The organism is Mesorhizobium sp. M2E.F.Ca.ET.219.01.1.1 (assembly GCF_004016445.2).
Lineage (GTDB): Bacteria > Pseudomonadota > Alphaproteobacteria > Rhizobiales > Rhizobiaceae > Mesorhizobium.
Genome location: NZ_SADT02000002.1, coordinates 767,911 through 794,365, shown reverse-complemented (window position 1 = coordinate 794,365; position 26,455 = coordinate 767,911). Strand labels below are relative to the sequence as shown.

Sequence of the window (26,455 nt, the reverse complement as noted above, 5' to 3'; positions counted from 1 at the left end):
CGGCGGGACAGCGCCTAGCTCAGCTGTCCATCAGCAGCCATTGAACCGGCATCTGTCAGCGCGTGGCGACCACGGCCACGCCGGCGCCGATCATCACGCCACCGGCGGCGCGGTTTACGCGGCGCACGATCGCTGGTGTGCGCAAGAGGCCGCGGGCGCGGCCGGCGAGCAGGACATGTCCGCCGATGACCACGGCCTCGACAATCAGGATCACCGTCGCCAACACGCCAAGATCGCCTGTGTTGAGCGACGCGCCGACCACGTTGGGCAGCAGCGCGACATAGAACAGCGGCATCTTCGGATTGCCGAGGTTGAGCGCGATGCCGGTGGCGAAGGTCGCCAGCAAGCCGCGCCGGTTCGATACCGGCTGCGATGCCGGCACCACGGGAATGGCGGTCCACAACCTGATGCCCATCCAGATCAGATAGGCCGCGCCGCCATAGCGAAGCACGGTCATGACGACCGCCATCTTGGCCGCGACGATCGACAGCCCGAAGGTGGCGAGCACCAGAAAGATGAGGATGCCGACCACCGTCCCGGCCCCATAGGCGATGCCCGACGCGGCACCGCTGGAGATCGTGCGGGCGACAATCGTCATGTTGTCCGGGCCGGGGCTGGCGGCAAACACGAAGAATGCAGCCGCGAAGGCAAGCAGCGTCGTGATATCCATGCCCGTCAGCGCCGCCTCAGCGCAGCACGCGGCAGCGGCCGTTATAGACCAGCCAGCGGTCGAAGCCCAAGACGCAGAACTCGACATTGTCGCCGATCGAGGCAAAGCCCTGGCCTTCCTCGATCAGGTAGAAGATCGAGCGGTCGCGGCCGTCGGACAGGTTGACGGTGGCGCGGCAATAGTGGCGGCCGATCGGCCACTCGTCGCTCGCCGGCTCATAGCGATGCTGGCGGATGTTGCGGAAATCAGTGATCGCGACATCCGGCAGATGCGGCACGTGATGCACCTGATAGGAGAAGCGGTCGGTGATCTTGCTCAGCACCCAGCTTTCGCCGCAGACGCTGCCATCGTCGCCGCTGTAGACGGAAAGGTCGGCGGCCCGCGCCGCCTGGGTGAAGCCCAGCGGAGCGGCGAAGGGAGTGGACAGCGCAACCAGCGCGGCAAGAGCGGAATGGGCGAAGCGAGTCATGACAGCCTCTCAGGGTCGGTTGCACGCACTGTGCGGATTCGCTTGGCGGCGGTCAAGCGGGTGGCAAAACAATGGTTTCCGCAAAGCTTCGTTCCGAAAGTCGCCGGCAAATCAGACCGTGCCGGCAAGCAGCAGGCCGCCGACGACGGCGATGTTGATCAGGAACGCATTGCGCAGCACCTGGCGCTCCGGCTCGGCGCTCGCCCAGAAGCGCAGCAGCATGAGGTTCGTCGCCAGGGTGAAGAGGACCAGCGCGACGGCGGCGAAGGGCCGGGCCATGCCAACGGCAAGCAGGAAACCCGCGATGATCTCGACCGCCGAACCGGCGGCCAGCATCAGCGCCGGAGCCGGAAATTTCTGCACGGCCAGATAATCGCGCATCGCCCCGAATTTGAGGAAATGCTCCACGCCGGCGAAGACGAACACGCCGCCGATGAGGAGAGCGCCGACAGCTTGGATCATTTGAACAGGCATGGCGGCCTCTTCTCTCGACGATGTGCTTCGTTCCGTTCAGTCCTCGGGGATGAAGACCGGGTTGTAGACGACCTCCCACAGATGATCGTCGGGATCCTGGAAGTACCCGGCATAGCCGCCCCAGAAGGTTTTCTGCGCCGGCTTGACCACGCGCGCCCCAGCCTTGACGGCCTCTGCCATCACCGCGTCGACCTGCGCCTCGCTGCCGACATTGTGGCCGATGGTCAATTCGGTCGGGCTGCGGCCGCTTTGCGGCACCGTGGCATCCCAGGCGATGCTGGCGCGCTCGTAGATGGCGAATTTCAGGCCGCCCGCGAGATCGAAGAAGGCGACGGCGCCATGCTCGAATTCGCGGCCGATGATGCCCTCGGTCGGCAGGCCGAGACCGTCGCGATAGAATTTGAGCGAGGCCTCCAGATCGTCGACGCCGAGCGTCAATACGGTGATGCGAGCTTTCATTTCTCTCACTCCTTTCTATATTCGTGACCAACGTCCGAAATCGGATGTGGTTTGGCAAAGGCGCCGATGGGCGCCAGCAGGCTGCGTCTGTTCTGCCATGGATGAAGTGCCCGGCATTGAAGATTTCGGCCAAGGATGGCCGTCGCACCGATCCGCAAGAGAAAATCAGCGGAGCAGATCGGAGACAGAATGGAACCGGTCCTGGCACAGACCACCGGCTTCTTCCGGGAACGACCCGCCCCTCGCGGCCTGGCCGACGCCTTCTGTGCGGTCTGGGTTCACCGCATGGACGAGCGAGGCGTTCCACCCATCGTCATCACCCCGGACGCGACGATCGACCTGCAATGGATCGACGGCCGCTTTCGCGTGGCCGGGCCGGACAAGGAGCCGCAAATCGAGACACCTGCCGCCGGGGCGGTGATCGTCGGCTTCCGCTTCCGGCCGGGCGCGGCCGCGGGATGGCTCGGCGTGCCGGCCGGCGAGATTGTCGGCGGACGGCTTGGTCTCGGCGAATTATGGGGCACGCGCAGCCGCGAGCTTTCAGACCGTATCAGACCGACGCCCAACCTCGCCGATCTGGTTGGGTGCCTGGAGGAGACGATTGGCGCGCACACGGAAGGACGCGCTGCGCTCGACCGGCAGATGGGCCGGGCCTTCGACGTCATCGACGAAGGTTTGCCGCCGGAAACGCCGCTGGTTCCGTTCCTGCAACGCCAGCTGCATATGAGCGAGCGGACGCTGCGCCGGCGTTTCGAGGACGCTTTCGGCTATGGCCCCAAAACGCTCGACCGCATCCTGCGCTTCCACCGCTTCCGTCGCATGCAGCGGCAGCAGGGCGAAGCCTCGACCGCGCTGCTCGCCATCGAGGCCGGCTATGCCGACCAGGCGCACCTGATCCGTGAAAGCCGGCGGCTGACCGGCGTGACGCCCTCGGCGCTGGCGTAAGGAACGCAGGCGCCTTACTCGCCCGCCAGCCAATCGCAGGTCCAGCGCGACGGCTGCCGGACGGCGAGCACCTTGTGCAGGGCGGGCAACAGGACCTTCAATTCGCCTTCCAGCGTGTAGGGCGGATTGACCACCACCAGCCCGCTGCCGTCGAGGCTGGGCTCATCCGAGCCGGGCCGTATCTCGAAGGCAATGTCGAGCTGCTTTGGAATGCCGGTCTCCTTCAGCGCCGCGCGGAAGGCTGTCACCGCCCTGCGATCCTTGATCGGATACCAGAGCGCATAGATGCCACCCGGCCAGCGCCGGTGCGCCTTGCGCAGGCCATCGACCAGACGGGAGAACTCGCCTTCCTCCTCGAAGGGCGGATCGATGAGGACCAAGCCGCGCTTTTCCTTCGGCGGCAGTTGTGCGCCCAGCGCCAGCCAGCCGTCGAGCTCGATCACTCTTGCCTGGAAATCGCCGGCGAAAACCGATTTGAGCCGCGCGGCATCCTGCGGGTGCAGTTCGACCGCCGTCAGCCGGTCCTGGTTGCGCAGGAGATGGCGAACGATCAGCGGCGAGCCGGGATAGTGCTTGAGGCCGCCGTCTGGATTTTGCGCGCGCACCGCTTCTAGGTAGGGCTGAAGCAGCGCCGCAGCTTGCGGCTCGAGCGTCGCCTCCACCAGCCGACCGATGCCGCCCTGCCACTCACCGGTCTTGCCGGCCTCCGCAGAGGCAAGATCATAGCGGCCAATCCCGGCATGGGTATCGATGACGCGGAAGGCCTTGTCCTTCTGCTTGAGATACTCGACGAGGCGCGCAAGCACGGCATGCTTGACGACATCGGCGAAATTGCCGGCGTGGTAGGCGTGGCGATAATTCATGCGCGCCTCACTCTGAAGAGCATGATGTCGGCCGAAAACCGCTTCACACTTTTCGGCATCATGCTCGTGGCGAACCGTTGCGGCCCCAGCGCGGCGGTGGCGGCTGCGAATTGGGATTTTGCGGAGACCCGCCACCGCGGCGGCCAAAGGCCAGCGACAGCACCAGTCCGGCAAGGCCGACGCCCATCAGCGTATAGCCGGCCGGCTCAGCGCGCTCGTCGATCGAGCCGGTACCGGCGCGCAGGATGAGATCGACCGCGCGCATGTCGATGCCATCGGCATCGCCCGGGCCAACGGTGAAGACGTAAGGGCCGGGCGTGACCCTGTCGATGACGCCGGCCTCGTCGCGAAAGATCTTGTCGGGCAGTTGCGGACTGACCTGGCGCGGATTGTCGGTATGGTTGAAGGAGAGCGTCGAGGCCAGCGCCGTGCGGCCGCCGCTCGCAGCCGTCAGCGTCAGCACCGTGCGCTGCTGGCCCGCGACGCGCTCTGCCCGCGCGGTCAAGTCGACCAGCACCCGCACCGGCGCATCGCTTGCGGCAAGCTGCACGGTGGCCGGCCGGAAACGGCCACCCTCATAAACGCGATAAGTGCCGATGGCGTGGCCGGAAAAATTGCTCATCGCCCAGGGATAGAAGATACCGATGGCGGCGCCGGCGATGAGGAGAAGGACAGAGAGGAAGCGCATTCAAACCCTTGGCTGGTTTCTTCGGTCGGCAGCCATTTCTTACGAGCGGCGTTGGTCTCGGGCAGCTTCGCGGACCCGCTCCATCTCGTCCAGAAACATTTCCAGGCCAAGCTCGAATGTCTTGTCAAAATCCGCGGCGCCGAAATAGGCGCCGGCCTTCACAACGCTCGGATAGTCGCGCGCCAGTTCCTCGTCGCTGACCGTGGTGACCGCAGAAGGCCCCTTGGCGTAGCCGGCCGTCTCGTCGAGGATCGCGCCCATCAGATAGTAGCCGGCGGCGCGGAACAGGCGAGCGCTGAGCTCGGGACCGAAGCCGCCATCCTCGAACAGGCCGATGATGGCGTTGAGCTTGGCAAGGCAAGGCGGCGAGTTCATGCGGTAGACGACGATAAAAGGCGCAAAGGCCGGGTGCTCGGTGGCGACACGGCGGAACTCCTGCATGCCGACGCGGGCCCGTTCGCGCCAGGGCAGGCTGTCGTCGGGAATGACAAGCCCGCTCATCTGCCGGTCGACCAGCGCCTCGTAGAGATGCGCCTGCGAGGGAAAGTGGTGATAGATGCTCATCGCCTCGCAGCCGAGCCTGGCGGCGAGCTTGCGCATCGAAAAGCCGGACAGCCCTTCCCGCTCGATCACCTCGAAGGCGGCGTCCTCGATCATCTCGCGGGAGAGCTTTCCGCGGGGTCGCTTTTTTTTGCCGGGTGCATCCATGGCGGCGCTTGACAACTTACACTGTAAGGTTCATCGTTCACTTACCTTACATCGTAAGGCTAACAAAAACCAGAGGAGAACTTCATGTCCGTCATTCGCATGCATTCCTGCCTTCGTTCCGCTTCGCTCGCCGCGGCTTCCATATTGGCCGCGGTGCTGGTTTCCGCGCCCGCCCATGCCGATGATTACGACGCCACCCTCAAGGATATCCAGTCGACGATGGGCGGCGTGCCGAGCTTCGTCAAACAGTTCCCGAAAGCCGGTCTGCCCGGCGCATGGGCCGAGGTCAAGGCCATCGAGCTCAGCGACAAGACGGCGCTGCCGCCGAAGGTGAAGTCGCTGATCTCGCTCGCGGTCGCGGCGCAGATCCCCTGCAGCTACTGCATCTGGTCCGACACTCAGGACGCCAAGCGCGCCGGCGCCACCGACGAGGAAATCCAGGAAGCCGTGACAATGGCGGCGCTGACGCGCCACTGGAGCACCATCTTCAACGGCATGCAGGTCGACTTCGAGACCTTCAAGAAGGAGATGGGCGGAGAGTAAGGGTTCGGGCACGAGGTACGGAAGGTGAAAAAATGGCCCGCGGCGACGCGGGCCGTTTTGTTGCCACGGTTTGCCGGCACCGGACGGGATGTCCAGCGTCAAGTCGTCCTTCCCTCTGGCGACAACAGAAAAAACCGTGCAAGCGGTCAAACAGCTATCGCTAAATTAACCAAGTTGCCATAATGAGTTTGGGTGGGCGGCTGATCATGATTCGAACATAAGCGCCGCGCGCTTGAGGGGACTTTACTTCATGCTGATGGCCTATCGAGGCTTAAGCCGACCCTGCCTCAACAAAAATTTTCGCATTCCGATCAAGGCCCTGCCCCGTCTTTTTGTCCTGGGTGCGTTGTTGGCGACTACCGGTTGCCAATACTTCAACTTCGGTCAGTCGAGCTCATTCAGCGTGTCGCAAAGCGGCAATGCCGCCTTGATCGACTTGAAACCAACCCGACACATCCATACAGAGAGCCCGTCTCGCTCGGCGCCTGTGGTAAGGGTCAATCCTTATCTTGGGAACGCTGATTTTATTTGCGGCCCGAGCGGCTTTGGACAGCAGTCGCATTGCTTCGCCAGAAGTGCCGGAGCGCTCGCCGAGAACATCTAGATACGGCGCGGCGATCTTCGATCCACGTTGCTTGGCGGCTTCAGAGATGACGCCGAGGCCTCCGCGGTATGCTTCCGCAATTCGATGAGTGCGGCGCCGGTTACAAAGCTTTCCGGAGCAACGTCTCACCGCTGGCGAGCCCTATGCGCCTCCCTCCTTGGTTAACCAATCGCAAAGACGTTAGGTTAAAAAAACGCTAATTTAGTTGACTACCCCTGACACAGGTATATCTTTGTATGTGTTGGGTGTGCAATTTGGGCGAGCAGTCTGCGGTGGTGGCAACCGACTCGTGGATCGCGATATAGGGGCGTAAGAGACGCTTAGCGGCGAAGACAAGCCGCAGAGCAACAAGCCCCGCGAACTCAGAAAATTATGACGCACATCAGTGCAGGCGGTTCTGCATATGCGGAGGAATCGCCTTCGTGACCTGGTCGGGCGCAGCCCGTCCCGGAACGGTAGCGTGTGTGCGTACGAGGTTGCCATGAATAGGGTCATCAAGGTTCTGAAGCCGGTTCGATCGGGTCGAAAGAGCATCGATCGCGGCCGGGCCCTGGTCACCGGCGGAGCGGGATTCCTGGGTTCTCATTTGTGCGAGCGACTGCTTGCGGACGGCTATGAAGTCATCGCCCTGGACAATTTCCACACCGGCAAAAGATACAATCTAGGCAGCATCGCGCACGACGCCGCCTTCACCTGCATCAGCCATGACGTTGTCGACGCCTTGCCGATGGATATCGCCGTCGACGAGATCTACAACCTCGCCTGCCCGGCGTCCCCGCCACACTATCAGGCCGATCCCATCCACACGTTCAAGACCAGCGTGCTCGGGGCAATCAACCTTCTGGAACTTGCCCGGCGCCACAACGCCAAGATATTCCAGGCTTCGACCTCCGAGGTCTACGGCGATCCGCTGGTGCATCCGCAGCCTGAAGGTTATTTCGGCAACGTCAACACGCACGGCCCGCGCGCCTGCTACGACGAAGGCAAGCGGTCGGCCGAAACGCTGTTTTTCGACTATGCGAGAACCTACGGCCTCGATATCCGGGTCGCGCGGATTTTCAACACTTATGGGCCGCGCATGCGACCCGATGACGGTCGCGTGGTGTCCAATTTCATCGTCCAGGCACTGCGCGGGGACGACATCACCGTCTATGGCAGCGGCACGCAGACGCGCTCCTTCTGCTATGTCGACGACCTCATCGAAGGGTTTGTGCGGCTGATGCGGTTGCCGACCGCGCCAAACCATCCGGTCAACCTCGGAAACCCCGGCGAGTTCACCGTCATGGAGCTGGCCGAGCTCGTCCTCGATTGCACCAATTCCCGCTCGCGGATCGTGCACAGGCCGCTGCCGGTCGACGATCCCCGGCAGCGCCGGCCCGATATCAGCTTCGCCGAGCAGCAGCTCGGCTGGAAGCCAAAGGTCGCACTGAGCGAGGGGCTGGCCTACACCGCCAGCTATTTCGAAGCCTTGCTGGGCCGCCGGCAGCCCGGGACGTCACGCGGCGACCATCTGTCCTCCGGCGAGGCTTTCGCGCTATGAGTGCCCGCCCCATCCTCGTGACAGGCGGCGCCGGCTTCATCGGCAGCCACACCTGCAAGCAGCTGGCGGCGGCCGGCTACCTGCCGGTGGTCTACGACAATCTCAGCCGCGGCAACGAGAAGGCTGTGGCCTGGGGTCCGCTGGTGGTCGGCGATATCCGCGACCGCGGCGCGCTCGAACGGGCCATCGCCATCCACAGGCCGCAGGCGATCGTCCATTTCGCCGCGCTCGCCTATGTCGGCGAGTCGGTCAGCGACCCCGCGGACTACTATTCGGTCAATGTCGCCGGCACCATCGCCGTGCTCGAGGCCGCGCGGGCGAACGGCATCGGCAACATCATCTTCTCCTCCAGCTGCGCGACCTATGGCATGCCCGAGGCGCTGCCCGTGCGCGAGACCTCATCGCAGAACCCGATCAGCCCCTACGGCCGCAGCAAGCTGATGGGCGAACAAATCATCAGGGACCATGCCTCGGCCTACGGCACGAAATACGCAATCCTGCGTTACTTCAACGCCTGCGGCGCCGATCCCGACGGCGAGCTTGGCGAATGGCATACGCCGGAAACCCATCTCATCCCCAGGGTGTTGATGGCGGCGTCCGGCATGATCGAGGCGATCGAGGTCTTCGGCACCGACTACCAGACCGCGGACGGCACCTGCGTGCGCGACTACATCCATGTCAGCGACCTCGCCCGGGCGCATCTCAAGGCCCTCATGCATCTGGAGGCCGGCGGCACAAGTCTTGCGGTCAACCTTGGCACCGGCCGCGGGGTCTCGATCAGGCAGATCATGGAGGCGGTCGAGCGCATCACATCGCGGCCGGTCCCGGTCATGTACAGGGCGCGCCGGCCTGGCGATCCGGCAGGGCTTTTCGCCGACCCCGGCCTTGCCCGCGAACAGCTGGGCTTCGTGGCGCAACTTTCCGACATCGACACCATCGTGAGGACGGCCGCACCCTTCTTCGGGCTCGGCCCGGCCTTGCGCGATTCCGGCGCTTCGGCCGCCATACCGCGCGCGTTGCGCGCGCCGCGCGGAGCAAACGCCAATCAGAAACGCCGGCCCGCAAGGCCGGCGGTCGGCCCTGTGAGTAATGTGTCGGGGCGTGGGCTCGCTGAGTTCGGCTAAGGCCATCTCAGCGAGCCTCCATTTTTGTTGCCTGAGCGCAATCAGGACTAAAGCGCGTCGCGATCTTTCAGATTCGCTCCATGCGCTTTAGGTTTTTTGATTTTACGCATGTCTTTATCCCGAAACCGGTTCTCACTTTCGAGAGACATGCGTTAGGGCCACGGCGAAACCGCCGGACTCAACGCGCGCTTTTCTCGGAATTGCTTCAGCTCTTGTTGTCGATCAGCTTGCGGGCCTCATCGAACTGCGCGCCCTTGGTGTTGCCCGCCTCGAACTTCTGATGCTCGTCGGCGGGATCGTCCTTGGCGTGCTTGAAATCATACCACGTGCCGTCGGGATCCTTGCGCTGCTCTATTTTGCCCTTGTCGACACGATGGCTGTAGCAGGTACGCCGCGGCTTGGTGGAGTAGGTCTTGGACCGCCAGGCAAGTTCCATGCACATCTTGCCGTCTTCCGTCACCAGCCAGCGGCCCTCGCCGACGGCGGGCGAATCCTCACCCTTCGTCCAGGCATGCAGGCGCCTGTCCATTCCGAAATAGGCGGCGCCGTTCTTCCAGTTCCAGGTGCGGTCGGCATAGAGAAGCTGCAGCTCGAAAGCCGTCGGAGCAATGTCGGGCTTGACGGCCGCCTCGACCGGCGCGCTGTTCTTTGCCGGAGCCGCGCCGGCGGCGCCGCTAAAAGCAATCTGGCCGCAGGCGGCCAGCAGCACAACCAGCCAGCCGCCTCTCGCAAGCCGATGGGGCTGGCTCAATTCAAGTCGGCCCGGTTCGCATGGCGATGTGGTTTCAACTGTCGTTCCAACGCGCGTGCCCATATCGATACCCCCCTCTCGACCCCGATACTGTGGGGCCGAGGAACCATGATCTGGAAGATGTTTCTTCGGGCTTCCGCGAGCCGTCGCCATGCCCGGGCCCGTCGGCCCGATGCGGCGCGATCAGCGCCCTTGAACCTATTAACAGCCGCGCGCGGCGCGATGTCAACTGAAACGAGGCTCAAGTGATCACTACAAGACGTTAGTTAACCTGGGATATTACAATGTTGTGATAGTCTGACCTTGTTTGGCGATTGGATGTCGCCAGAATAGCTTCGGCGGGGGGCTGCTCCACATGTTAGACAGCGCGGAAACGAGTGAGTTGCGAGGCGCGGGGCTTGCCGGCATGCGCCGGGCTGTCGGCGTAGCACGCATCCACACCGCGATCCTGCTGGCGATCTTGCTGATTGCCGCCATCGCGCGTTTTCACGACATCACCCAGCCCCTGGTCGATGCCTTCAGCTGGCGCGAGACAAGCACCGCGATGATGGCCGACAATTTCCAGCAGCGCAGCTGGAACATCTTCTTCCCCGAGGTGAGTTGGACCGGCCCGGGACCCAGCTACCAGGGCCGGGAATTCCAGATCGTCAGCTATATCACCGCGCTGCTCTACCAGCTCTTCGGCTGGCACGACTGGTTCGGCCGCATGGTCGCCGCGCTGTTCGGCATGGTGACGGTGTTTTCGTTGCACAGGCTGACCGCGCTTTGCTGGGATGAGGCGCATGCGCACGCGGCAGCCCTTACCTATGCGCTGATGCCCGGGCCGGCGATGATCGACAGTTCGTTCCTGCCCGATCCATCGATGCTTGCGCTGGTGACACTCGGCGTGTGGCTGTTCGTGAAATACTGGGTCGGCGGCAAGCCGTGGCTGCTGCCGCTGGCAACGGCGAGCTTCACGCTTGGCGCGCTGGCCAAGCCGCCGGGGCTCGCCGCCGGCGCCGTCATTTTCTTCCTGACGGTCTGCTGGATCCTCCAACGGCGCTACAGGCAGGCGACGCGGGTGCTGTTCAGCGGGCTGATCAGCCTGGCGGTCGTTGCCGCCTATTTCGGCTGGGCCATCTATCTCGGCCGCAGCTACCCGCCCTACCATGTCGCCGGCAGCGGCTACATCTGGGATTCCGGCTTCTGGACGTTCTTCAAGAACAGTTTCTACCTCAAGTCGGTCTGGAATACCTCGGTCTGGTGGTTCTACGGTTATCCGTTCATGGCGCTGATCGCCGTTGGCTTCTGGATGCCGCCCAAGCCCGGCGAAGAAACCGGCGAGCGGGTCCTTTCGGCCGTTCCCTATGTGTGGCTCGCGGCGGCGGCGATCGTCTATGTCGCGGCGGCGCGCGAGATCACCAGCAATCCATGGAACTACCACATCTTCCACGTGCCGCTGGCGATGTTCTGCGGCCGTGGCGCGCTGGTGCTGGCGACGCTCGGCGCCGGAACGGCGCTCACCCCGGCCGTCATCCTGCGCTCGATCTTCATCGCTACGTTGGCGCTCATCCTCTCGACCTTTCCGCTCGTCAAGACGATGAAGGCGCCAGTCGCCACGAATGGAAAGCTGCTTGGCGAAGCGCTTGCGCGGGTCGCCAAACCCGACGATCTCGTCGTTACAATTGCCCCGGCCGTCGGCGACCCAGTCGCCATTTATTACAGCAGGCAACGGGGTTGGGTTTTTCCGCCTGGCGGCGGTGACGTGGAATGGTCGAAGTTCGTCGAGGACGATGCTACCGCGATTGCTCAGTTGGAGGATCTGCGCGCGCAGGGCGCAGACCTCTTCGGCGTTGCCAAGGAGGCCGCCGACAATCAGGACCGGCAGTTTATGAAGCATCACGCTGGGGTCATAGGCTATCTCGACAAGGCGGGAACCAAGCTTGTGGATTCGGATACGCTGCTGGTCTATAGGATCACCCGCCCGTGAGGGAGCCGTTGAGGCCGGGCCATGCGCTCGACGCGGTTGGCCTTTCGGCGGCAACCGGCGGGCCAAGCGGCCGGCGGACGGCCGCGTAGCGATGAACGTTGCGGCGCGGCCGCTGACGCGGCGATGGAAGCCGGCGGAGTACTGGTTGAAAAGAGCATTCTCGATAATCGTCACCCTGGCGCTGCTGGCATGGCTTGCCAGCGACCAGCGCTGGAAGATGGTCGGCGATGCGTTCGCCTCCATCACGCCCGGCGCTTTCGTGGCGGTCGCGGCAGCGCTGTTCGTCACCTATGTGCTCAGGGCACTGCGCGTCTGCGACGAGTTCCGCGATGACGTGAACGGCCGCTTCGGCGCCACGCTGCGCGTTATCCTGATCCACAATGCCATGATCAACATCGTGCCGTTCCGCGGCGGCGAGACGGCCTTTCCGATCCTCTTGCGCCAGGTGTTCGGCGTCTCGATCGTGCGGGCCAGCGCATCTCTTCTGTGGTTCAGGCTGCAGGACGCCTTCGTCGTCGGCGTGCTGGCCTGCCTTGTCTGGCCGGGCCTGCATCCAGCGCTGAGAGCCGCCGGCATCGCGGCGCTGATCGCCGCCGCATGGTACCTGCCGCGCTGGGCACGCGCGCCGCACAACTGGACGGCGGGCGGCAGGATCGTCTCTAAGCTCGGCAAATTGCGCGACATCTTCACCGAGGCGACGGGACGCTCGCGCTATGGCTGGTGGTGGACGATCGCCAACTGGGCGCTGAAGCTCGGCGTGCAGGGCTGGCTGCTCGCCATGCTGCTCGGCACCTCGTTCCAGACCGCCTTTCCCGGCGCCGTCGGCGCGGAAGCCGCCGCCATCCTGCCGGTGCAGGGCGTCGCCGGCTTCGGCACCTATGAGGCAGGCGCCGCCGCGGCGCTGCTTTATTCCGGCATCGCCATGAAGGACGGCCTGCAGGCGGCGCTCGCGCTCCATCTCTTCATTCTGTGCTCGGCGGTCGCGACCGGTGCGATCGCCTGGCTGTTCCCCTCGAAATCGACGCTGCCGGAAACCCCGGCGGCGGGACCGGCAAGGAAATGACCGCCATGAACGTGCTTCCCATTCCGGCTTCCGGATTGCCCGAGGGCGCCGTCATGCCCGAGCACAAGCTCTCCATCGTCATCCCGATGTACAACGAGGCCGACAATGTCGAGCCGTTGCTCGTGCGCATCCATCAGGCGATGGAGAATTACAGCCAGCCATGGGAGGTGGTGCTGGTCGACGACGGCAGCACCGATGCCACGCCCACCGAGATCCGCCGGCTGGCGGCGCAATACGGGCCACATGTGCATGGCGTGGAGCTGGTGCGCAACTACAAGCAGACCGCCGCCATGCAGGCCGGCCTCGACGCCGCGCGCGGCGATGTCATCGCGACGCTCGACGGCGATCTCCAGAACGATCCGTTCGACATTCCGCGCATGGTCTATCGCCTGCTGACCGAGGATCTCGACCTCGTCGCCGGCTGGCGCAAGAACCGCAAGGAAGGGTTCTGGTTGCGCCGCCTGCCCTCGCGCATCGCCAACAGGCTGATCGCGCGCGTCACCGGCGTGCGGCTGAACGATTATGGCTGCAGCCTGAAAGTGTTCCGCGGCAGCGTCATCCGCAGCGTGCGCCTCTATGGCGAGATGCACCGCTTCATCCCGGCGTGGCTCGCGACGGTGACGACGCCGCGCCGTATCGCGGAGGAGGTGGTGACGCATCACGCCCGCATCCACGGCCAGTCGAAATACGGCATCTCGCGCACCTTCCGCGTCGTGCTGGACCTCGTCTTCATGTTCTTCTTCATGCGCTACCGCACCAGGCCCGGCCATTTCTTCGGCGGCATCGGCATCGTGCTCGGCGTGCTCGGCTCGCTGATCCTGGCCTATCTCTTCGCGATCAAGGTATTTTGGGGCCAGGACATCGGCACAAGGCCGATGCTCATCACCGGCTTCTTCCTGGTGATCGCCGGGCTGCAGGCGGTGACGTCGGGCGTGCTGGCCGAGATGCTGTCGCGTGTTTATCTTGAGGCCAACGGCGCGCTCGCCTATGTAGCGCGGCCGCAGCCCGCCCCTGGCGAAGGCGACGGCTGGCAATGGCCGAGCAAGCCGCAGATCGGGAAGGCGAAGCCGCGCCGGAAATAGCGCTCAGGCTACACAGATGCCGGGCACGGCGACTTTCTGGAAAAGGTGCGGCGAAGCGACCGACGAGGACGGATAGGTCGAAATCTTCGTCCTGAATTGCGGATGCATGAATGCCGCGCGGAAAGCGGCGGTCGATTCCCAGATCGCATAGTTCAGATAGGTCGGGCTGTCGCCGATCGCCCGGTGCAGCTGGGTCGAGATGAAGCCCGGCTGCCGCTTCATGAAGGCTGCGTCGTCTTGCCAGATCTCCAGGAAGGCCTGCTCGTCGGCCTTGTCGAGTGTGAAGACATTGACCAGCACGACGGCGTTGGCGTCGAGCGCGACCTGACGGTCGATCGGGAAAGCAGGGTCGAGAGGACGCATATGGGTCATCGGAGAACTCCTCATATTGGTGTTATGGTGTCAATCTGTTACTATGCATACATACTAATTTGACATTATGATGTCAATATGGATATAGAATGACGAATTCGCGCGCTATGAAACGGACGGCGGCTGGCAAGGCCTTGAGCGATCTCATCCTCGACCTGTTCAGGTTGAACAGCCGCATCAGTGCAGCCGGCGACAGGCTGGTGGCCGATCTCGGCCTCACCAGTGCCCGTTGGCAGGTTCTTGGAGCCATTGTAGCGGCCGAGCGGCCACAGCCTGTGGCATGGCTGGCGCGCGACCTCGGCGCCAACCGGCAGAACGTGCAGCGCATCGTCAACGACCTGCAGCGCGAGGGACTCGTCGCCTTCAAGACCAACCCGCACCATCGGCGGGCGCAGCTCGTGATGCTGACGGACAAGGGCAGCGAGGCTTACGACGCGGCCATGCGCCTTCAGGCACCCTGGATCAACGACCTCGCCGAAGGGCTCGCGGTCGAGGACATCAACACCATGCATGGCGTGATCATGGTGCTGCGACGAAGATTGGAAGGAGACGCGGATCTGGAGGAGCAGAGCTGACCGCTACGGATCCGTGGGGTGTCAATTACGAGGTTCGTGGACTGGCGGCCGGAAGGCAAGAGGCAGCGCGCGCATTGCGCGCTTCCCCTCGCCTCCGGCTCGCGCCCCCCGGCGACGACGCCTTTTCTGGTTCAACGAGCCCGGCAGGCCGAGCGCTGGCCGAAGCCGCTTGGGCCGCAAATCCAGGGCGAATGGCCAAGCAGCGGGCCAACGCTGCCCAGCGTGTAGGAAACCTTGACCGGCGCCGGCATGTGCAGCCGCTGCGGGCGCACGAAAGCCGCATAGGCTTCTTCCCTGACGCGCGTCACCCTGGTCATGCGTGTCATCGGCTTGCGACTGACCACATGCAGCCGCCCGTTCTCGACGTGGTGCATCTTCTTGCCGAGTTGCTCAGTCACCGGCTTGACGCTGAGCGAGCCGGTTTTCATCGTATCCATGCTCTGGCAGCCCGACACCATCGAGACCAGTGCGACAGCGGCAAGCGCGACGGCATATCTTCCGCCAACCGCTACCGCGCCTTTCGCGAATTTCATCATTGCCATCCCCGGCCACAGTATTTCTTGATGAAGCGCGGAGATATGTTCTCCCTGCCTCTCGTTCATATTGCGCAAGCGGTTCACATCCACTCGCATCGTGGCTTAATATTAGAGGAGACTTATTAAAATTCGCGCAAACGACGTGATGAGCGCGGTCTTTCGGCACTCGACCTACTTTTATTAAAATTTGAGCATTTTTTGCGAATGGCGGTCGTCAGGAGGGCCAGCGGTTCAGTCGGGCCATGGGCTCGACGACGCCTGCGGCCTCAGGGCGACGGATCCCAGCCGGGGTCGAAATAGAAGTTCTGGGTCCCGGCCCCGCCCTGCCCCGCGCCTGAAACCGGATAGGTTATCCTGACGATGCGCAAGTGACCGGCGCCCTGCTGCAGTCCATATATGCCTTGCAGCCCGCGGTCGTAAAATCCTGCCAGCGGGATTAATACGGCGATGGCAGCGAGCGATCCTTGCAGCGCAAACTTGCCCACGTCTTGCCGCAGCGAAATCTTGTTCTCGGTCAGATGCTTGCCAACTATCACCACGACCAGCAATCCGTAGATCGTCGCATTGAACGCGGCTAACCAGTAGAAACCGAGGGCTCTCGAAGGATGCTCCACAAGAAGAACCGGCAACGAAGCACCAATCGCAAGCAGAGCATATGGCACGATCACGCGGGCGGGCAGAAGGTGTTTTGGGCCGCTGCCTTTTGGCGTGACGCGGAAATCGACGAATGACTTGGTCAGATAATCGCGAACCGATGCTAGCGTTCCTGCCATCACCCACGGCCAGCGCGCGAACAAATGGAAGAGTGTCCCTTCCCAACTGATAGCCTTGGCCGAGAATGGACGCGAGAGACCTAACCTCTTTAGAAAGATCACCAGAGCAATCGGGATGGCCGCGCTTGGCATGTAGTAGATAAGGAATTCCGGATACGCCACGTTGGCAAAATTGTTGCCCGACAAAAGCGCGTAGATCGGCATGGCATATGTTGCCATCGCGAACAAAGCGAACATGGGATACCAGAGTTGGCAGAATACGAACTGCCGTCTGAGCCTCGGGCTGAGCTTGGACAGATATGCCGGCGTGTATTCAAGCAGGATGGTCGTCAAGCTGCGCGACCATTGGAATTCCTGAGTAATCAGATCGGCGAAAGTTTGCGGTCCGTCGCCATTGGCGATTGCGTCAATCGCGTGCACGCCGCGCCAGCCGGCGGCATTGATCAGCATTGAGGTGGAATGATCCTCGGCGAGCTCCGGACCGAGACCCCCGGCCTCACGCAGCGCCCTCGTCCTTACGGCATAGTGCGAGCCGATGCAGAGGGGTGCGCCGCTAGCTGTGTAACCGGATTGCAGTGGTCCGTGGAGCATCCCCTCAACAAACAGCCGGCCACGCGCGGCCCAGCTTTCGTCGGCATTGTTGTCGCAGATGCTGGGCGCCGAGACATAGCCGACGCCAGGATCGGCGAAGGGATAGAGGATTTCCGTCAGATAGGTCGGCGTCGGCACGTGATCGGCGTCCATCTGGGCGACGAAGTCGTAGCGCTCGTAACCGTAGTGGTCGTAAAAGAAGGCGAGATTGCCTTCCTTGCAGCGGGTCCGGCGCGGCCAGGTCTTGCGGTGGTAGTCCTCGCGGCCGCGGCGTGTCGAAACCAGCACGCCATGCGCGTCGCACCAGCGAACCGTCGCCTCCGATGGATCCTCGTCGGCAAGCCAGGTGTCGTGCGGATAGTCCTGCGCCAGCATCGCTTCCAATGTGCGCTGCACCACGGCGAAAGGTTCCGACGGCGCCTTGGTGACCACCATGGCGACGCGCGAGCGCTTCGGGATCGTGTGCAACTTCGACGACTTCCTCGATGCATGGACGTTGAGCAGGAAATACATCGGCATCAAGGTCAGCCAAGCCAGCACTATGGTGGCGAGGGCAAAGGGCCCGACATGATCGACATGGTCGGGCCGCAGCCACCAGGACCAGAAGAAAGCCAGCGCGACGAACCAGAAAGCAAGGCCAAGCCGCAAGATCCATTGCTGGCGCGACGTGAGCACAGGTACTAGGTAGGGGCCATTGGGGCCGTGGCCGGCCGGAACCTCGCCAGCCTTGCCCAATGACGCAGTTTTGCCGCCGACAACGTCGGCTTCCCCAGATACGCCCACACTACCCGCCCTGCCCGCCCGGCTAAGCCGGTCGAGCGCATTCATCCCACTACAGAATCAGCTTGAGCTAATGCAGAGTCAACAAGATTAGGCTTTCGTTAACCACGCTTGTTGGGAACTGGTTAACCAACCACGGCATCCGCGACCTTCCCGGTCGGGCGTGGCCCGCAACGCGGGCAGGTGTGAAGCGTTCGGGGCAGCGCGAGCCATCCTTCCCGTTAACCATACCGATCGCGATAAGGTTAAGTAACGGTTAATTGCGCTTGACTCTCACTGAGCATAGGCTCTTATATGAGGAAGGGTTAATATCGTAACGTTGACGCGAATTTGTGAGTATCGCGGCGACCTCGTCTCAAGGGCTATGTATAGGGCCGGAAGGGACAACAATAGTGGACGGCACCGCTTGAAGCACGCCAGTCCCAGTCGCTCTGAAAACCCGCATTTTCCACGTCGGCAACCGATATTTGGGTTTGCGTGCCGGTTTCGGTCGGCACGTTGTGGCAAGCTTCAAAGTCCGTCGGACATTGAAGCCCATGGAGGCGGGTATGAAACTCTGCACAGCAACCGCGCTTGTGTCGGCGCTTATCGTTGGCGTGGCCTTGCCGGCGTCGGCTGGATCGCCGGCCGGGACGGATCCGATCAAGACGAGCTCGGCGGCGTCGGCGTTCGGCTCCTACGATCCTTACGGCGACTTCAGCAATGACAAGACGGCCAGCATTGAGGAATTGTTCCTGCCCTGGGAAGACGTCGACCTGTCGACGCTGCCTCTGGCCGATGCCTACGCGCAGCAACGCGGCCGCTCGCTGCTGATCACCATCGAGCCTTGGACATGGTCGAAGGACTGGCGCATCACGCCGCCCGAGCTGAAGAACGGCATATTGAGCGGCAAGTATGACGCCAACATGCAAGCGATCTGCAACCTCGTCGGGCAGATGAAGAGCCCGGTCACCATCCGCTGGGCGCAGGAAATGGAAGACACCAACGGCCGCTTCACCTGGGCCAACTGGGCGCCGAAGGACTGGATCGCCGCCTACAAGCGCGAGGTGGACGTCTGCCGCAAGGCCGCGCCCGCGGCAAAATACATGTGGTCGCCCAAGGGTATCGAGGGCCTGGAAAAATACTATCCCGGCGACAACTATGTCGACGTCATCGGCCTGTCGGTGTTCGGCCTGCAGAAGAAGGACAATGACGAGGTGGGCCGCGACCGGACCTTCGAAGAGACGCTGAAGCCGGGCTATGACCGTGTCGCGAAATTCAACAAGCCGATCGTCGTCGCCGAATTGGGCTATGTCGGAAAGCAGGACTACGTGTCCAAATGGTCGGACGACTCGCGCAAGTCCTATGCGGAGTTTCCGGCGCTGACCTCGGTCGTCTACTTCAACCAGAAGGAAGTCTGGCCGTGGCTGGGCGGCTATGGCCTGCCCGACTGGCGGGTGACCCAGCACGTCTTGCCATAAAGGCGTGACCATGCCCGTCCCGGCCAGACCGGGACGGTCTCCGGCTAAAGCTGTTAAAGTGGGGTTGCCGCCGAGCTGGCTCGGCGGTGGGTGATGCGTATGCGTAAATCAGTCGGCGGAGTAAAATCGTGAAAAGTGCAGTGGGGAAGTTTGTCGGAGCGGCGCTCACCTGCTCCGTTTTTGTTATCGGCCTGCAGGACGCCGCAATGGCCAAGGCCGCGAACAGGATCGGCGACAAGGCGGCGAAGGCCACCACCATCTCTGACGAAGGCATCTATCAGCTCTACAAGAACCGTTCCTGGCGCTGGGGCAATCACGGCGCCGCCTATTTTGCGGTTAGCAAGCGGCAGTTTACGGCCTGGTCCACCGAAGGCGGCAAGGGCTATGGCGAGGGCATCTGGTTCATGCCCGGCAGCGGCAAACTGTGTTTCCGGGCAACCTGGCATGGCTCATGGGGCGCCAAGACCTCCTTGAGCTGCTTCGAGCATCGCCAGGCCGGCAAGGTGATCTACCAGCGCAAATCTCCGGGCGGAGACTGGTACGAGTTCACGGACCGCCACGGCAAATCGAACCTGCGCAATGGCGACTATGCGAGCAGGAAGGTGAAACGCTTCAAGGCGAAGCTGTAGTCGCTGCGCGCAGGCATGGCGCCATGCCTAGAGCAATTCCTGGAAAAGTGTGAGCGGTTAGGCTCGGCGTCTTCGCCATAGCATTCCGTCCGGAATTCCATGAAACGGTGAAACGCACCGGTTGGCATGAACGGCGCAATTGCCTGGCAGAGCGATTTCGCGCAACGGTTTTCGCGACGGGAACGACCGCGAATGACCGATGCCGAGGACTGACAGATCCATCCTGATCACGGGAGCGCGCGCGCCGGTGGCGCTGCATCTGGCGCGTCTTCTCCACGGCGCCGGGCGCAGAGTGATCCTGGCCGACACCCCGGCGCGGCCGATCGCGGCAGCGAGCAAGGCCTGCGCGCGCTATCATCGCCTGCCGCCGCCGCGCTTCGAACCGCTAGCCTATGCCGAGGCGGTGGAAGCGCTGATAAGGGCTGAAGGTGTCGAACTGGTCATCCCGACCTGCGAGGAAGTCTTTCACCTTGCGCTGGCCTGGCGCCGCAGGACCATGCCGGCAAAGGTGTTCGCCCCCGACATCGGGTTGCTGGCAGAGGTCCACAACAAGCACAGCTTCGTTCACCTTGCCGAACAGCTTGGCCTGGCGGTGCCGCAGACCACGCTTCTCAATTCCCGCGACGATCTGGAGTCGGTGCGTGGCCACTCGCGCGACCTGGTGTTCAAGCCGGTTTGGTCGCGCTTCGCCAGCCATGTTCTGCTGCGACCGACACCGGATTTCCTCGATGCGATCGCGCCCTCGCCTGCCATGCCCTGGGTGGCGCAGCGTTTTATCGAAGGAGAGGAAATCAGCGCCTATGCGGTGGCGCGCGAGGGACGGCTCAAGGCGCTGGCGCTCTATCGTTCTCTCTACCGCGCCGGCAGGGGGGCGGGCATCTTCTTCGAGCGGGTCGAGGATGATGCGGCGCGGGCGCTGGTCGAGCGCATCGTCGCCGGCACCGCATGGACCGGGCAGATCTCCTTCGACCTGATGCGCGAGACGGATGGACGCGTGCTGCCGCTCGAATGCAACCCGCGCGCGGTCAGCGGCCTGCATTTCTTCCGCGATCCGGCGCGGTTCGTGGACGCCGTGCTGGGCGGCGGTCCTGAGGTCAGGCCGGACGTCACCAGGCCGCAAACGGTGCGGCTCGCGATGTGGATCTATGGGCTGCCGGCGGCGCTGCGTTCGCGAGCGCTTGCCCGCTTTCGCGAGGCGATGCGCGAGGGCGAGGAACTGCTCGATTGGCCGGGCGATTCAGCCCCGGTAAGGGCGCAATGGCCAGCGCTGGCGGAGATTGCGAGGGAAGCTTGGCGCGAACGGATCAGCCTGCAAGCGGCCTCGACGCGGGATATCGAGTGGAATGGGCCGGGCTCGGGCTAGGCAGACTGTAGAAGTCGGCGGGACAGCGCCCCCCTCTGTCCTGCCGGCCATCTCCCCCGCAAGGGGGGAGATCAGCAGCTTCGCCGACGGCGCCATTCCTGCAACGTCGATGATTGGCGAAAGCAGTCGCGACAGCCAATCTCCCCCCTTGCGGGGGAGATGTCCGGCAGGACAGAGGGGGGTGTGACGGAATGAGACGTTGGAATTCCGTTCGCCCAATCATCACAATTCGATCTGATGCACCCTCGGCTCGCTCGCAGCCAGCGGCATCTTCCCTTCCATGATCGCCGCGATGTCGCGGCGCAGGAAGTCGAGCGGGCCGATCACCGGCACGGCCTGCGGCGCGAAACGGGCATTGTCGCTTGCAGACTTCAACACCCGCCGGTCCTGATGCAGCGCGATGGTGAAGAGCGGCTTGAAGGCCAGGGCCTTCAGCTCGCCGAGCAGACCCTGGCGCCGGCCGATCAGCCAGCCGATGCCCTCGACTGTGCGCTCGTCGGCCTGGCGCAGATGGAAGGTGGTGGCCAGAACCAGCCCGTCCTTGCCCCAATATTCCAGCTCGGCGATGCCGGGATGGCGGAAGCGGCCGATGGTTTTCGCGCGCTCGCCTTCCAGCAGCCGGCTGATCAGGCCCTGCTGGCGGTCCTCGCCGGTGTAGCTCGCCTCGACCCAGCCCTCGCCTCCCGTCACCTCGACCCGCACCAGATGGCGCTTGGAGGTAAGGCCGCGCAGCAGTCCCTTATGGGTGAAGTGGGTGTGAGTGGCGTCAAGAATGTTTTCCGCCGCATCGATCACCGTCGACTGTGTCGACGAGCGTACGCGCCGCACGATGATGTCCTTGCCCTGCATGCAGTGAAGGTAAGGCTCGACCCGTGGCGTGCCGGAGGAGATGAAGACCACGCCGTCGCGCTCGATCGCGGCGTAGCGACGGACCCGGTAATGGGGCATGGCGCCGACATGGCCGGGGATCGCCGTGCAGCGTCCCTCGCCGTCATAGCGCCAGCCGTGATAAGGGCACTCGATCTCGCCGCCGACGATCTTGCCGGTCGACAGCTCGACCAGCCGGTGCGGGCAGCGGTCGAACAACGCGGCGATACCTTGCGCCGAACGGAACAGCACCACGGGCTCGCCATCGAGCAGGATTCGCTTCGGCCGCTTGCCGATGTCGGCAGACAGCGCCACTGCCTGCCAAAAGGCTTCCCGACGGCGCTCGCTCACAGTTCGAACCTCCTGAGCAAGGGAATTCCGATCCGCGCCAGCACGGCCTCCATGATACGGATCGCCATGCGCCGGCGAAGCGGAAGATGTCCGGCATAGACGGCGTTGTATTCGATCGCGGCGACCGCGCCGCGCCGGCGTTTGAAACCGGCGGCGCCCGCGCTCATGTTGAAGAACAGGCCGCGCGCCGTGGCGTGATCCTGCACCACTGCCATCATCATGCGGTAAAGCCCGTCGGCGACCGGCAGGCCAGTGTCGTAGCCGACGATGGGCTGGGTCAGCGTGCGGCCGTTTTCGAACAGGCCGGTGACGGCGACCAGCTCGCCGCCGGGCCGGCGCAATCCGGCCAGGCTGATGATGCCGCGCCGGTGCATCTCGGCGACATAGCGGGCCGTGTAGTGGGGATTGAGCGGCGTGTATTTATCGAGATAGAGCATATCGTAGAGCTGCTCGGCGCGGGCATAGTCGGCCTCGGTGAAATCGCCATTGCCGACCCGCTCGAACGGTGTTTCGCGCAGGCGGGCGCGATCGCGCTTCATGTCGCGCGTCATCGCGGGAGCGGCGCTGCGGTCGGCGAAGATGTAGATCTGGCGCGCCGCCAGCATGCGGAACCCCTCGGCCTTCAAGGCGGCAATGGTTGCCGGATCGGCGATATCGTTCAGCGAGCGGATGACGATGGCGCGATCGGGGAAACGCGCGGTCAGGTCCGCACGCAGCGACGCCACAGCCGGCCGGTCGAGCAGCGGCACCGGATTGGTCGAATAGAGCCAGTTGTTGACCTGCGCCTGATGGTCGAGGCCGCTCGCCCTGACCAGCGGCGCGCAGGCGCCGATCAGCGCCTTCAACACACGCCGCAGCAGCGGGTGGGCGGCGAAGTTGTGCGTCTCGTCGATCGCGTAGTCGATATAGGCGCCGGTCGGGCAACAGATGTAGCAGTTGGGCGCGTCATCGGCGTCGTTCAGCGTCAGCGGAAAAATCCGGCCAGCGACCTCGAATGTTTCCACCTTCGTCTTGAGGGTGGCGATGAGATCGCGCACCGGCACCTCGTTGAAAAGCCTCACAAAAGCCTCGACCTTTGCCGGCTTGTTCTCGACGCGGTCGGCCTGCTGCGCGGGCCTTTCCATCGTCGCCGCGCCCCTCATCGCGCCGGCTCCAGGCGGCATTCGACGCGGCGCAGCTTGCGGCTTGTTTCCAGTGGCAGCGGCGCGCGGATGAGCGTGACGGTGGCGGCGGCCCTTCGTATTTCCAGGAGCGCGCGCACCGACTGATGAGCGGCAGCCGCCGCGCCGTCGGCGAGCGTCGGCGAAAGTCTGAGCTCGATCCGGTCCGGCCCTGTCTGGACGAGGCGGAAATCGTCGATGCGGCGGTCGGCCTTGAGCACCGCGTTGCGCAGCACATCGGGCGTGACCAGGATCAGGCCGTTCGGCGACGTGAATCGAAAAACATCGTCCATGCGGCCGACGATCTCGTCGACGCAGCGCAGCGGCGACCCGCAGCGGCAAGGTTCTTTGGACAAGCGCAACAGGTCGTTCATCCTGTAGCGCGCCATGATCTGGGTTTGACGGCGAAAGGCGGTTACCAGCGGCGTCACCAGCCCCTCGCCCGCCGGCTCGAATTCGAAGAAGACGGAGTCTTCCGCCAGATGCAGGCCACCCTGTCTGCAGGTCACCGCGAACAGGCCCTCCGTCGCCATGTAGATCTGGTCGAGCGGCAATTGGAAAAAGTTCTCGATCACCGGGCGATCGACCGGATCGAGCGTCTCGGCGGCGGAAAAAACGCGCTTCGGCCGGAGCCGGAAGTTCTCGGCCGCGAAATGCCGCAGGATCTTTGGCGGCGCGATGATCACCGTCGGGTCGAAGGCTTCCAGTTCATCGCGCCAGCTTTCCGGCCCCACGGTCAGATCGAAGAAGGCAAGCTTGATCAGCCGCGATTTGTGGGCGCTGTCATAGAGGCCGGTGTTCTGCGGCAGGATGACGGCGACGCGGATGCCGCGCCAGAGAAGATCGGGTGCCGCCTTGGCGAGGAGCGTGCCCAGCCACCGGAATTTTTCCCCTTCGGAAATCACGAACAGGCCGCGGTTGCCGGAGGTGCCGGTGCTGGCGCCGACGGTCAGCGCGCCGGCGCGGCCGTCACGCGCCAGGGCCGTCCAGGCTTGCGAGGCGGTGAGACCGCCGAAGTTGAACTTGTCGAAGCGCGCCATCAGCAGCGCCTTGTCGGTGACCGGCAGATCGCTGAGGCGCGCTGGCGCCTTGCCGTAAAAGGGGGCGTGCGGCAGGTCGCGATCGAGGAAACGGCGCAAGGCAGTCGCCTGCCAGCGCTCGAAATCCGCGCGGCTCTTCCGCGACACCCAGCGTGTCAGCGCGAAGGAGCCTACCGCTTCCGCCAGGCCGTTCATCCGACCTCCGGATCGCTTGCAGCGAGATCGTAGGCTGTCGGCGCGGGATCATGGCAGAGCATCACCTCGCCGCCCGTGCTGAGGAAGCGGCGCAGCATGGCGCTGGTCGGCTCGATCGCCGCCGCCTCCTCGGCGATCAGGGTGGCCGGGAAACCGGGCGTGCGATTTTCGATCAAGGCAGTGAGCAGCCATTGCGCATCGACGGCGTAGAGCAGCGGTCGATCGAGGCCATTGAACAGCAGGCCGAACTGGCCATCGGCATGTCCTGGAAGATCAACCGCGACGACGCTTCCGTCGTCGAAGAGATCGGCGCCGCCCGGCATGTCGCCACGTGGCGCGACGCGGGATTTCTCGGAGATCCGCTGCAGCCGCGCCTCGAAGTCCGGCGGGAAGAGTTCGGTGAAGACGCCGTGGCGCAGATTGCGCCTATGGCCGCGCATCTTGACCCGCGCCCAAGCGGCATCGCTGGCGATGAAGCGGGCTTTGGGGAACAGCGACAGGCCCGAAATGTGGTCGGCGTGAAAATGGGTGACGATGATTGTGCGGATGTCGTCAGGCGACAGGCCGAAACGGCGCAGCAGCGGCAGAACCTGCTCGTCGGCATTGAGCTGGGGTTTCAGCAGCGCGCCGTAGAGCCGCAGCATGCGGCCGCGCCGGTCGCCGCTCAGCGCTTCCGGCGTGTAGCCGGTATCGACCAGCACCGGTCCGGCGGCGGGGTGAAAGAACAGCCCGTAGCGGACACGCAGCCTGACGCTTTGCCAGGTGCCGCCGCGCAGGATCAGCCGCTCAGCGGCGCTCACCCAGGCGCTGTTGGCGAAGACGAGCTTCATGGCCTGGTCCCGCAGGAAAACGTGCGGTCAAGCCCTTGTTCGAACGAGATTTTCGGCGCCCAGCCAAGAACGCATTTCGCCTTAGAAAGATCGAGGCTTTGCGCATAGGCGAAGAGACCGAGCCCATAACGGGTGACCGGCGGCTCGGGCCGGCCGGGAAGCCGCAGCGCCACCGCTTCCATCAGGCCAGCCGCCAGCATCGCCGGCACGAGCGGCATCGGCCGCCAGCGCGCGTGCAAGCCGGCGCGCATGCAGGCCTCGTCGGCGAGGCGGCGAACCGGTAGCACCTCGCCACCAGAGATGTTGAAGATCCGACTCTCGGCCTCGACTGGTGCCGCGAGCGCCGCCATGACCGCGTCGACGACATCGTCGACATGAGTGAGGTCGATGGCCGCGCGGCCGTCGCGAAACAGCGGCAGCGGCCGGCTTTTCGCCGCCTTGATCAGGCGCGGCAACAGCGCTCGATCGCCCTGGCCGTAGATGCCGCGCGGCCGCAGCACCACCGGATGGATATCGGGCTGGCCAAGCACGATTTTCTCCGCCTCGCGCTTGGTGCGGGCATAGTGATTGACCGGCTCCGGCAAGGCCGCATCCTCGGTGAGATCGAGCTGGTCGCGGAAGGCAAAGCAGACGGACGGGCTGGAGATGTGGACGAAGCGGCTGACGCCCTGCCGCCTGGCGAAGTCGAGCAGGTTGCGTGTCGCCGTGACATTGGCCGCCTCGAAATCCGCGAGGCGTCCGAAGGGTGAGGAAAGCGCCGCGCAGTGGATGATCCGTTCGACCCTGCCCAGCCTGGGGTCGAGGGCGGCATCGAACGGCTGCGCGAGATCGTGACGGATGATGCGATGGCCGGCCGCTTCGAGCGCCGCGCAGCGCGTTTCATCGCGGCCGAGCCCGAGCGCCAGCGTGCCCGAGGCGGCCAGCCGCTCGAGCACATGGGCGCCGAGAAAGCCGCTTGCGCCGGTGACGAGGACGGCCATG

General features: G+C 64.0%; 28 protein-coding genes. 12 read left to right on the top strand and 16 right to left on the bottom strand.

From position 1 onward, the window contains the following. Window positions 1-55: 55 nt before the first annotated feature. The 4 genes from EN862_RS14230 to EN862_RS14215 form a co-directional block, all read right to left on the bottom strand. Window positions 56-670, bottom strand: coding sequence for a LysE family translocator (locus EN862_RS14230; protein ID WP_127864960.1), 615 nt, complete (start codon window positions 668-670; stop codon window positions 56-58). Between the two features lie 16 nt (window positions 671-686). Continuing rightward, window positions 687-1,139 (bottom strand): hypothetical protein, encoded by a 453-nt coding sequence (locus tag EN862_RS14225; RefSeq protein WP_127864959.1) that lies wholly within the window; start codon window positions 1,137-1,139, stop codon window positions 687-689. Between the two features lie 111 nt (window positions 1,140-1,250). Beyond that, window positions 1,251-1,613, bottom strand: a complete 363-nt coding sequence (locus EN862_RS14220; protein ID WP_127864958.1) for a DoxX family protein — start codon at window positions 1,611-1,613, stop codon at window positions 1,251-1,253. Window positions 1,614-1,649: 36 nt separating this feature from the next. Beyond that, the gene (locus EN862_RS14215; RefSeq protein ID WP_127864957.1) at window positions 1,650-2,072 is read right to left on the bottom strand and encodes a VOC family protein; all 423 of its coding nucleotides are present in this window, start codon (window positions 2,070-2,072) and stop codon (window positions 1,650-1,652) included. Window positions 2,073-2,261: 189 nt separating this feature from the next. Here EN862_RS14215 and EN862_RS14210 point away from each other — a divergent pair, with 189 nt between their 5' ends. Next, entirely contained in the window at window positions 2,262-3,017 is a 756-nt protein-coding gene (locus tag EN862_RS14210) for a helix-turn-helix domain-containing protein (RefSeq protein ID WP_127864956.1), read from the top strand. A gap of 14 nt (window positions 3,018-3,031) precedes the next feature. Here EN862_RS14210 and EN862_RS14205 read toward each other — a convergent pair whose 3' ends face one another. The 3 genes from EN862_RS14205 to EN862_RS14195 are packed head-to-tail and all read right to left on the bottom strand — an operon-like array spanning window position 3,032 to window position 5,225. Then, window positions 3,032-3,880, bottom strand: coding sequence for a 23S rRNA (adenine(2030)-N(6))-methyltransferase RlmJ (locus EN862_RS14205; protein WP_127864955.1), 849 nt, complete (start codon window positions 3,878-3,880; stop codon window positions 3,032-3,034). A gap of 58 nt (window positions 3,881-3,938) precedes the next feature. Beyond that, complete coding sequence (locus tag EN862_RS14200) at window positions 3,939-4,568, bottom strand: hypothetical protein (RefSeq protein ID WP_127864954.1); 630 nt, start codon at window positions 4,566-4,568, stop codon at window positions 3,939-3,941. A 39-nt stretch (window positions 4,569-4,607) separates the two neighbouring features. Beyond that, a complete protein-coding gene (locus EN862_RS14195; protein WP_245519577.1) occupies window positions 4,608-5,225 on the bottom strand; it encodes a TetR/AcrR family transcriptional regulator in 618 nt (205 codons plus the stop codon). A 135-nt stretch (window positions 5,226-5,360) separates the two neighbouring features. Here EN862_RS14195 and EN862_RS14190 point away from each other — a divergent pair, with 135 nt between their 5' ends. The 4 genes from EN862_RS14190 to galE all read left to right on the top strand — a co-directional run bounded on the left by EN862_RS14190 (window position 5,361) and on the right by galE (window position 9,087). Beyond that, window positions 5,361-5,819 carry a carboxymuconolactone decarboxylase family protein gene (locus EN862_RS14190; protein WP_245519576.1) on the top strand — a complete coding sequence of 153 codons (459 nt, stop codon included), beginning with the start codon at window positions 5,361-5,363 and terminating at the stop codon, window positions 5,817-5,819. 250 nt (window positions 5,820-6,069) lie between these two features. Beyond that, window positions 6,070-6,423 carry a hypothetical protein gene (locus EN862_RS14185; RefSeq protein WP_127864952.1) on the top strand — a complete coding sequence of 118 codons (354 nt, stop codon included), beginning with the start codon at window positions 6,070-6,072 and terminating at the stop codon, window positions 6,421-6,423. A gap of 481 nt (window positions 6,424-6,904) precedes the next feature. Further along, window positions 6,905-7,963: a UDP-glucuronic acid decarboxylase family protein gene (locus EN862_RS14180; RefSeq protein WP_127864951.1), complete on the top strand. Its 1,059-nt coding sequence runs from the start codon at window positions 6,905-6,907 to the stop codon at window positions 7,961-7,963. Then, on the top strand, window positions 7,960-9,087 hold the full coding sequence (gene galE / locus EN862_RS14175; RefSeq protein ID WP_127864950.1) for a UDP-glucose 4-epimerase GalE: 1,128 nt from the start codon (window positions 7,960-7,962) through the stop codon (window positions 9,085-9,087). The genes EN862_RS14180 and galE overlap by 4 nt, the downstream gene beginning before the upstream one ends. Before the next feature lie 205 nt (window positions 9,088-9,292). Here galE and EN862_RS14165 read toward each other — a convergent pair whose 3' ends face one another. Then, on the bottom strand, window positions 9,293-9,838 hold the full coding sequence (locus EN862_RS14165) for a DUF995 domain-containing protein (protein WP_245519575.1): 546 nt from the start codon (window positions 9,836-9,838) through the stop codon (window positions 9,293-9,295). A 406-nt stretch (window positions 9,839-10,244) separates the two neighbouring features. Between EN862_RS14165 and EN862_RS14160 the strand changes: the two genes are divergently transcribed. The 3 genes from EN862_RS14160 to EN862_RS14150 all read left to right on the top strand — a co-directional run bounded on the left by EN862_RS14160 (window position 10,245) and on the right by EN862_RS14150 (window position 13,952). Continuing rightward, window positions 10,245-11,807: a glycosyltransferase family 39 protein gene (locus tag EN862_RS14160; RefSeq protein WP_245519626.1), complete on the top strand. Its 1,563-nt coding sequence runs from the start codon at window positions 10,245-10,247 to the stop codon at window positions 11,805-11,807. A gap of 145 nt (window positions 11,808-11,952) precedes the next feature. Continuing rightward, on the top strand, window positions 11,953-12,870 hold the full coding sequence (locus EN862_RS14155; RefSeq protein WP_127864946.1) for a lysylphosphatidylglycerol synthase domain-containing protein: 918 nt from the start codon (window positions 11,953-11,955) through the stop codon (window positions 12,868-12,870). A gap of 5 nt (window positions 12,871-12,875) precedes the next feature. Then, on the top strand, window positions 12,876-13,952 hold the full coding sequence (locus EN862_RS14150; protein WP_127864945.1) for a glycosyltransferase family 2 protein: 1,077 nt from the start codon (window positions 12,876-12,878) through the stop codon (window positions 13,950-13,952). A gap of 3 nt (window positions 13,953-13,955) precedes the next feature. On the opposite strand, the gene EN862_RS14145 is transcribed toward EN862_RS14150, so the two are convergent. Further along, window positions 13,956-14,324: an antibiotic biosynthesis monooxygenase family protein gene (locus EN862_RS14145; RefSeq protein ID WP_127864944.1), complete on the bottom strand. Its 369-nt coding sequence runs from the start codon at window positions 14,322-14,324 to the stop codon at window positions 13,956-13,958. An 89-nt stretch (window positions 14,325-14,413) separates the two neighbouring features. On the opposite strand from EN862_RS14145, the gene EN862_RS14140 reads away from it, so the two are divergent. Then, window positions 14,414-14,899 carry a MarR family winged helix-turn-helix transcriptional regulator gene (locus tag EN862_RS14140; protein WP_127864943.1) on the top strand — a complete coding sequence of 162 codons (486 nt, stop codon included), beginning with the start codon at window positions 14,414-14,416 and terminating at the stop codon, window positions 14,897-14,899. Window positions 14,900-15,030: 131 nt separating this feature from the next. Here EN862_RS14140 and EN862_RS14135 read toward each other — a convergent pair whose 3' ends face one another. Then, window positions 15,031-15,432: a hypothetical protein gene (locus EN862_RS14135; protein ID WP_245519574.1), complete on the bottom strand. Its 402-nt coding sequence runs from the start codon at window positions 15,430-15,432 to the stop codon at window positions 15,031-15,033. Between the two features lie 269 nt (window positions 15,433-15,701). Next, on the bottom strand, window positions 15,702-17,534 hold the full coding sequence (locus tag EN862_RS14130; protein ID WP_245519625.1) for a cellulose synthase catalytic subunit: 1,833 nt from the start codon (window positions 17,532-17,534) through the stop codon (window positions 15,702-15,704). Window positions 17,535-18,127: 593 nt separating this feature from the next. Between EN862_RS14130 and EN862_RS14125 the strand changes: the two genes are divergently transcribed. From EN862_RS14125 to EN862_RS14115, 3 genes are all read left to right on the top strand, one after another. Beyond that, window positions 18,128-19,039, top strand: coding sequence for a glycoside hydrolase family 26 protein (locus EN862_RS14125; protein WP_127864940.1), 912 nt, complete (start codon window positions 18,128-18,130; stop codon window positions 19,037-19,039). 128 nt (window positions 19,040-19,167) lie between these two features. Then, window positions 19,168-19,668, top strand: a complete 501-nt coding sequence (locus EN862_RS14120) for a DUF995 domain-containing protein (protein WP_127864939.1) — start codon at window positions 19,168-19,170, stop codon at window positions 19,666-19,668. Window positions 19,669-19,867: 199 nt separating this feature from the next. Next, window positions 19,868-21,031, top strand: a complete 1,164-nt coding sequence (locus tag EN862_RS14115) for an ATP-grasp domain-containing protein (RefSeq protein ID WP_127864938.1) — start codon at window positions 19,868-19,870, stop codon at window positions 21,029-21,031. Window positions 21,032-21,253: 222 nt separating this feature from the next. On the opposite strand, the gene EN862_RS14105 is transcribed toward EN862_RS14115, so the two are convergent. From EN862_RS14105 to EN862_RS14085, 5 genes are read right to left on the bottom strand one after another with little or no spacing between them, the layout of a single operon-like run. Next, window positions 21,254-22,249 carry a Rieske 2Fe-2S domain-containing protein gene (locus EN862_RS14105; RefSeq protein ID WP_127864937.1) on the bottom strand — a complete coding sequence of 332 codons (996 nt, stop codon included), beginning with the start codon at window positions 22,247-22,249 and terminating at the stop codon, window positions 21,254-21,256. After that, window positions 22,246-23,391, bottom strand: coding sequence for a GNAT family N-acetyltransferase (locus EN862_RS14100; RefSeq protein WP_245519573.1), 1,146 nt, complete (start codon window positions 23,389-23,391; stop codon window positions 22,246-22,248). The genes EN862_RS14105 and EN862_RS14100 overlap by 4 nt, the downstream gene beginning before the upstream one ends. Beyond that, window positions 23,388-24,644 carry a F390 synthetase-related protein gene (locus tag EN862_RS14095; RefSeq protein ID WP_127864935.1) on the bottom strand — a complete coding sequence of 419 codons (1,257 nt, stop codon included), beginning with the start codon at window positions 24,642-24,644 and terminating at the stop codon, window positions 23,388-23,390. The genes EN862_RS14100 and EN862_RS14095 overlap by 4 nt, the downstream gene beginning before the upstream one ends. Beyond that, window positions 24,641-25,474, bottom strand: coding sequence for an MBL fold metallo-hydrolase (locus EN862_RS14090; RefSeq protein ID WP_127864934.1), 834 nt, complete (start codon window positions 25,472-25,474; stop codon window positions 24,641-24,643). The genes EN862_RS14095 and EN862_RS14090 overlap by 4 nt, the downstream gene beginning before the upstream one ends. Continuing rightward, entirely contained in the window at window positions 25,471-26,454 is a 984-nt protein-coding gene (locus EN862_RS14085) for an NAD(P)-dependent oxidoreductase (protein WP_127864933.1), read from the bottom strand. Before EN862_RS14085 ends, EN862_RS14090 begins: the two co-directional genes overlap by 4 nt. Window position 26,455 lies beyond the last annotated feature (1 nt).